Below are 6,972 nucleotides of genomic sequence, written 5' to 3'. Positions count from 1 at the left end.
ATGGCAGAGAGGTCACACCCGTTCCCATACCGAACACGGAAGTTAAGCTCTCTAGCGCCGATGGTAGTTGGGACTTTGTCCCTGTGAGAGTAGGACGTTGCCAGGCAAAAAACCTAAGTCAATTGACTTAGGTTTTTTGTGTTTAATCTTTCTATATGATGTATTGACAGGTGTTCCATAATGTTGAATCATGGAATGAATATTCTTAAACGTCATTTGATCGATTATAACCCATCTGTTTTTTCTCAGCTTCTTCTATATTCCATTCATCTCCCCAAAAAAGTGTAACTGTATCTTCAGCTTGTAAATTTTGATCAGTTTTTACTCTCGCCGTAACTCCTTTATCAATTTCATTTAAGTTTATTATTGAAGGTTCAAATTCCTTTTCTGAATCATTTCGTTTATTAGTAGTCATACAACATCTCTCCTATATAATGAAATACTTACCATACACAATGATAGTATTTCTATTTTATGTAAGCTTATACCTTTACAGGCACCGTGATTAGGCATCTGTATAAATGATTTAAGGACGGAGTATATTTGTGCCAGAGCTTTAGATAAATAAAGCTCATGAGCACATAAAAAAGGAAAACTTTCATGTTCCTTAGTTGTTCAGTTCATCAGAAAATGCTGTGGAATTTACCTTTACTCCTTACATATATAAATATGAAATATTGCATAACTAAATGTATTGATACGAATGGAAGCACTGGCTATAATAAGAGCATAAGGATTTATTAAATTCTAATATTCGAAAAAAAGGAGGGAAATAATATGGCAATCGCAATGGCAGTTTTAAAATTTTTAGGTGGAATCCTTCCATTAGTTCAAGAACTTTTAAAAACATTTATGTAAGTTTATCATTCAGTAATTATTTATAAGAATTATCATACAAATGATCTGTATAGCAAAGATGAATTATTGGTGTACAGATTATTTGTATGAGCAAAGTCCCTTTAGTAGTATGAAGAGACTTTTTTCGGTTTTGTTTATATAAAGTATGAATGGTTTTAATTCCCTTTATCGCCTTTGAATCATGATTAGGTATGAAATTAATGAATATCAACCTTTTTAAAATAGAATAGTGTTGCGATAAAGCCGATAATAGCTGTAGCGGCAATGGTAACATAAGAATATTCTGGTGGATATGTTGGCTGTAGTTCATTGTTTACGATATCTAGTGCAGCTGTCCAAGGAAACAAATCTTTGTGTTCCGAACTTGCAGTTAGAACATTTACCATTGCTACAACGATTGTTAATATGATAGGCGGAACATAAGTCTTCATTACAAGAGTTAGCAGTACAATAGGAGAAGATAAGATAAAAAGGAATCCACCGCCTAGTAAAAATTTCACTAAAAATTGAAAAGATAAAGGGATGCTTAATCCAGGAAAACCTCCTAATAGCCCTAATAGTAAAGTTAGTCCCCATGCAACTATAGTTAGGACCATAATCCAAATAAACAGAAGGATGAATTTGCTCATAATAAAGTTAAAGCGTGATACAGGAATGGTTAATAAATTTTTTAATGTATTTTCTGTGTATTCACGATTAAAGAGATAAGCAGTAACGACTCCGTATAGAAGGACTCCCATAAATACAATAGTATACATATTTACATTAAGAAAAAGGGCATCGAAACTCGCGGGTGTAGCAGATGGTTTTGTTTTCATTTCTATATAAAAGGCCAAAACGATCATAAAGGGTGCTACGGCTGCCCCAATAATACTAATCAAGAACATATTAGAACGTTTCAACTTTAATAGCTCTGTATATAATAGATTAACCAATTGTCCCACCTCCAACCAATTTGGTGAAATAATCCTCTAATCTGTCTTCACTCATCATAATTTTTAATACTTCAATATCGTTTTGAACAAAGAGTTTATTAATTTGTCCTTGTTGTCCGAAATGAGAATAAACGCGAATATTTCCTTCATCATGTACTTCGTAATCAAAAATATGCAATTGTTTCTCTAAAAGCATCGCAGCTTTATTATCGTTATTTACTTGGAATTCCAAGTATTTACGATTTGTTTTTCGAAGTGCATCAAGAGAAATTTCTTCTAATAACTTCCCTTCATGAATAATTCCCATGTGATCGACTAACTGTTCGACCTCAGCTAAGATGTGGCTGGAAATTAATATCGTTATGTTTCTTTCTTGTGCTAAAGATTTAATGAGTTTTCGCATTTCTTTAATACCAATTGGATCTAAGCCGTTTGTTGGTTCATCAAGTATTAATAGTTCTGGATAATGGAGAAGGGCTCTTGCGATTCCCAACCGTTGTTTCATCCCTAAAGAATATTTACCCACCAGCTTTTTTGTTTCATGCTGCAAGCCTACAATTTCTAATGCTTCTTCAATGGCATTTTTTTTATGCACGCCGATTATCTTTGCGTTAATTAATAGGTTCTCTCTAGCAGTAAGGTTTTCATAAAACCCTGGAACTTCAACGATAGAACCAATTCTTCTTAAAATTTCTTTTTGGTTTTGGAAAAAATCCTCCCCGAATATTTCGATTTTTCCGCTTGTAGGTTTTATGAGACCTAGTAGCATTCGAATTGTCGTTGTTTTACCTGCACCGTTTCGACCGATAAAGCCGTAAATCTCTCCTTGATTTACATTTATATTGAGGTTATCCACCGATTTTTGATTGCCGTAAATTTTAGTAAGATTTGTTGTCTTTATAATTGTGCTCATTTTGAAACACCTACTTTCTATGACCTCTTACTTACATAATAAAAAGCAGGATTTAACTGCTGCTTAATCATTTCTTAACTATTTCTTAAAAATAGCTTGTTTTGGGATGGAAAAGCTAAATGTGGTTCGTTCCCACGGGATACTTTCTACCCATATGTCTCCGCCATTTTTTTCGACGAGAGCTTTTGTAATAGCGAGTCCTAGACCACTCCCGCCGTGCGAAGCATTCCTTGATTGTTCACTTCTATACATTCTTTCAAATACGTTTTCTAAATCGTTATTTGAAATTCCAGGTCCTTTGTCCAAAATGAGTAGTTTGTATTCAGAAGTGGTTTCTAGTAGTTCTATTCCCACTATCTTTCCAGCTTTCCCGTAATATATCGCATTTTTCATGAGGTTATCTATAATTCGTACAAGACTAAGGTGATCTGCTGTAATAGGGCAAGGCGTTTCTGGAATATGAACTTGTAATTCTATGTTATGTTTTGAGAGCTCAGGTAAAAACTCAATGAGAGACTCTCTAGTAATCTCAGCAAAATCGAGAGACTCTTTCTTTATGGGGAATTCATCGGCATCTAGCTTGGCCATATTAAATATTTGATCCACTAATTGTTTTAAGCTGTTTGATTTCTTTGAGAGTATTTCAAGATATTCTCGTTTTTCATCTTCTGAAGTAGCAATCCCATCTTTTAAAGCATCAACATATCCAATAATGGAAGTAAGGGGTGTTCGAATATCATGTGAAATACTAGATAGGAGTTGTTTTCTCGTCTCTTGAGACTTCCTAGCTTCAACTTGTACCTTTTCTAGTTCTGTAATTAATTCATTTATAGAAAAAATTACATCGTCCAACGAGTTATCATTGGTCGTGTATAACCTTGTATGTAAATTTCCGTGAATTGCTCGTTGTAAGCTAACAATGATAGATTTTCGGCTCTTTATAAAATGGATTCTTATAAAGAAAAGGCTTATCGTTATAAGGGATAATACAGTAAATAAAATTAGTTTAAATGTATAATTCATTTCAAGAAACAGAAGTATCGTAGTGATGATAAGCTGAAGTGAAATAAGATAGAGAACTTTATCGTTTTTCATCTTTTTCACCTATAAATTTATAACCGATTCCCCACACAGTTTGAATAAATTTAGGATTTGAAGGATCCGTTTCGATCTTCTTTCTAAGTTTTCTAATATGTACCATAACTGTATTATCATCTTCTATATAGTTACTGTCCCAAACATTACGAAAGAGTTGTGTTTTCGTAAATACTTGTTCGGGATTGGAAGCGAAAAACTTTAGTAGTTCTAGCTCTTTCGCAGTTAAAGATATTTCTTCTTCACCTACGGTAACTGCATATTTTTTAAAATCAATTGTTAGCCCTTTAAACTGGAGGAGTGTTTGTTCATGAGGGCTAACGTCGCTTCCTAATACTAAAAAACGCCTCATAAGAGCCTTTACTCGTGCAACCACTTCATGAATACTGAAAGGCTTTGTAATATAATCATCTGCGCCTATGCTTAATCCTAAAATTTTATCTACTTCATGATCTTTAGCAGTAAGCATTAATATAGGAATGTTCGTTTGTTCTCTAAGTCTTTTGCATACTTCGATCCCATCTATTTTCGGCATCATTAGATCTAATATGACGAGGTTATATTGGTTTTGCTTAAATAAATGAAGAGCTTCTTCGCCATCGACTGCTGTATCTACTGTATAGAATTCTCTCTCAAGGTATTTTTTTAACAAATCTCTTATTTCTTTTTCATCATCAGCTATAAGTACGCGAACAGTTTCCATCGTTTCACCTGCTTCTAAATTGGAATATAGTTGTATAACTTGTATAAACAGATTATATACTATTAATTGTAAAAATAAGGAGATACAAGTTCATCATTTTATATTTTTGGATATTGGCTAACTACTTCCAGCGCTTTTTCCCGTACAAATTGTATTAATTCTACAGGCTCCTCTATTAATATTTCCGCCCCAAGACTAAGGAATAGTCCTCCGATAAATGGTATATCTGACTCTCTAAACTGTTCTTCGATTACTCCCGTACCATTAGGGATAACTTGAATCCATTCCCCAATAGGATGAGGATCTAGCATTTTACAGCCTTTTTTAGTTAATGTTGCTCGCAAAGTAAGTTCTTTTGGTGAGGCTTCTGTTTGATTTAACCATTGTGGAAGGGTCATATCTACTGGAATCGGCTCTGAGAAATCGTGTTGTATTTTAAGGGAAATAATGCGATCGACTCGAAGTGGTACATTCCTTTTTCGTTTATAACAAAATGCAGGGGAGTACCATATTCCGTTAGCTAGAACGAGTCCATAAGGAAAGATTGTTCGGATTGAATATCCGGACCGGGATTCATACTCTATTTGCAGGTGTTTTTTGTCTAATGATGCTTGTAAAAGTTCTTTGAGGTAATGGTTTTTAAAGCTTCTTTTCGGAGAATCAATAGCTAGTCTATCTTGTAATGTCTCGATTTTTTGAAGCATCTCTACGGACATACCGGAACGAATTTTAGTAATGGTTGATATAATTTCTTGTGTAAAAGGTCCATCCTCTAAAAGTTTATAGGATAGCAGTAATCCCGTTGCTTCTTCTGGTGTTAATGAGATAGTAGGAAGTTTTTGCTCCCTTATAAGTGTGTAGCCACCATTTGGCCCGGGGGATGAAAAAAGAGGGACACCCATTTCGCTTAATAGATGTAAATCCCTAAGTATCGTTCTTTTGGATACTGAAAATTCATTTGCTAATTCTTGAGCGGTAAAGCGATGTTTTGTATTTAGTGTAATTAATAGCTCAAATAATCTTCCTGTTCTAGACATAAAAATATCTCCTGGTATTAGTGACATCGTTTGTCATCAATATACGATAAAATAAATGAGAAGTCACGAAGTTCCCTTCATGAACTAGGGGGAATAAAGGGGGATTAGGGAATGAAAGAATACACGGTAAATACAAAGGGAGTAAAAATTAAAGCGTATGAGTATAGCCAGAATGGTGAGCCAATTTTATTCCTGCATTATATGGGAGGAAGTGCAGCTATTTGGCGAAGTATTGTTCCAAAGTTTACAGAAGAATATCGAGTAATTGCTATCGATATAAGGGGACATGGCAATTCGGATCATCCTCAAAAAGGATATCAACTTGAAACTTTAGTTGAAGACATTCGAGAGGTGCTAGATGTTCTCGGCATTCATAAGATTCATATAGTAGGAAGTTCGCTTGGTTGTGATGTTGGTACAATGTTTGCATCCATGTATGCAGATAGGGTTATTTCCTTAGTTAATTCTGAAGGAGCTTTAGTCAATCATTCAGGAGATGGCGGCTTGTATACTGAATCGAAAGAAGAGCATGTAAATAAATACTTTTCTAATTCGGAGCAGGAGTTTGATTCAAGAGAAGATTTGATACAGTATATAAAAAAGACATGGCTGCCATGGAATACGAACAGAGCTTTAGTTATGGAGGATTATAAGCCTCGAGAACTTCCTAATGGAAAAGTGACGTTTGTGTCTAAGAAGGAGAATATGGGACAGATTGCGGAAGATCTTTATGATAGAAGGTTAGAGGATTTGTATGATCATGTTCAATGTAGAGTATTATTTCTACCAGCAGAAAAAGAAGGGGTTCTTAATAAGAAATTAGCATTTATAAAAAGTGTTGAATCTAAATTAAATGAAAGCAACATAGTTGTAATTCCTGGTTCGTCTCATGCTATGATGTTTGATCATGCAGCGGAATTGGTTCGTGAAATTAAGGTTTTTTTGAATTTTTCCTATAAGTTAACGTAATTGTGAATTGCTGTCGGTTTTATCCCGCATTAAGGGACAGTAACCCCCCCGCCTCAAGATTCCGAAAAAATCGAAGAAGATAGGTGGGGGATAACTGTCCGTAAAAGTCCGATTGGGCGGGTTTTTTATCAGTGGGGGAGTATTCATCTAAATTCACTTTGATTTTTTACATATAAGTGGCAGCTACACAAAACAAAATAACGTAACTAGGAATATCAAAAAAAAATTAAAAAGCTATTGACTATTATTGTATAGAAGAGTAATATTATATGAGTCGCTGCTGCAACAAAGCAGAAAGCGGAAATGAAATAAAAAACTTAGTTGACATCAAATAACGGAGATGTTAACATAAGGAAGTCGCAATTGAGCGGCGGATAAGTTCTTTGAAAACTGAACGAAACAAACAACGTGAAACGTCAATTTTTATTTATGATGCTAGACAAACTTTATTGGAGAGTTTGA

7 protein-coding genes and 1 rRNA gene are annotated in these 6,972 nt (G+C 34.4%); 2 read left to right on the top strand and 6 right to left on the bottom strand.

What is annotated here, in order from left to right; translation table 11 throughout:
* Positions 1-106 (top strand): 5S ribosomal RNA (gene rrf, locus MR076_RS25555); the annotation flags it as partial.
* A 99-nt stretch (positions 107-205) separates the two neighbouring features.
* Here rrf and MR076_RS25550 read toward each other — a convergent pair.
* The 6 genes from MR076_RS25550 to MR076_RS25525 all read right to left on the bottom strand — a co-directional run bounded on the left by MR076_RS25550 (position 206) and on the right by MR076_RS25525 (position 5,541).
* On the bottom strand, positions 206-415 hold the full coding sequence (locus tag MR076_RS25550) for a hypothetical protein (RefSeq protein ID WP_242225372.1): 210 nt from the start codon (positions 413-415) through the stop codon (positions 206-208).
* Between the two features lie 640 nt (positions 416-1,055).
* Positions 1,056-1,793: an ABC transporter permease gene (locus MR076_RS25545; protein ID WP_242225371.1), complete on the bottom strand. Its 738-nt coding sequence runs from the start codon at positions 1,791-1,793 to the stop codon at positions 1,056-1,058.
* Entirely contained in the window at positions 1,786-2,706 is a 921-nt protein-coding gene (locus MR076_RS25540) for an ABC transporter ATP-binding protein (protein WP_242225370.1), read from the bottom strand. Before MR076_RS25540 ends, MR076_RS25545 begins: the two co-directional genes overlap by 8 nt.
* A 78-nt stretch (positions 2,707-2,784) precedes the next feature.
* Positions 2,785-3,801: a sensor histidine kinase gene (locus tag MR076_RS25535; protein WP_242225369.1), complete on the bottom strand. Its 1,017-nt coding sequence runs from the start codon at positions 3,799-3,801 to the stop codon at positions 2,785-2,787.
* On the bottom strand, positions 3,788-4,504 hold the full coding sequence (locus MR076_RS25530; protein WP_242225368.1) for a response regulator transcription factor: 717 nt from the start codon (positions 4,502-4,504) through the stop codon (positions 3,788-3,790). Before MR076_RS25530 ends, MR076_RS25535 begins: the two co-directional genes overlap by 14 nt.
* A gap of 98 nt (positions 4,505-4,602) precedes the next feature.
* Positions 4,603-5,541, bottom strand: coding sequence for a helix-turn-helix transcriptional regulator (locus MR076_RS25525; protein ID WP_242225367.1), 939 nt, complete (start codon positions 5,539-5,541; stop codon positions 4,603-4,605).
* Positions 5,542-5,652: 111 nt separating this feature from the next.
* Here MR076_RS25525 and MR076_RS25520 point away from each other — a divergent pair, with 111 nt between their 5' ends.
* Positions 5,653-6,510, top strand: a complete 858-nt coding sequence (locus MR076_RS25520; RefSeq protein WP_242225366.1) for an alpha/beta fold hydrolase — start codon at positions 5,653-5,655, stop codon at positions 6,508-6,510.
* The last annotated feature ends 462 nt before the right edge of the window (positions 6,511-6,972 follow it).

The organism is Bacillus cereus group sp. BfR-BA-01380, from assembly GCF_022663535.1.
Classification (GTDB): Bacteria; Bacillota; Bacilli; order Bacillales; family Bacillaceae_G; genus Bacillus_A; species Bacillus_A cereus_BB.
The sequence above is the reverse complement of the archived record's forward strand: the minus strand, read 5'-3'. Positions and strand labels throughout refer to the sequence as shown.

Coding starts and splice junctions, on each gene's coding strand:
- MR076_RS25550 (WP_242225372.1), bottom strand. CDS start 415: ATGACTACTAATAAACGAAATGATTCAGAAAAGGAATTTGAACCTTCA.
- MR076_RS25540 (WP_242225370.1), bottom strand. CDS start 2,706: ATGAGCACAATTATAAAGACAACAAATCTTACTAAAATTTACGGCAAT.
- MR076_RS25535 (WP_242225369.1), bottom strand. CDS start 3,801: ATGAAAAACGATAAAGTTCTCTATCTTATTTCACTTCAGCTTATCATC.
- MR076_RS25530 (WP_242225368.1), bottom strand. CDS start 4,504: ATGGAAACTGTTCGCGTACTTATAGCTGATGATGAAAAAGAAATAAGA.
- MR076_RS25525 (WP_242225367.1), bottom strand. CDS start 5,541: ATGTCTAGAACAGGAAGATTATTTGAGCTATTAATTACACTAAATACA.
- MR076_RS25520 (WP_242225366.1), top strand. CDS start 5,653: ATGAAAGAATACACGGTAAATACAAAGGGAGTAAAAATTAAAGCGTAT.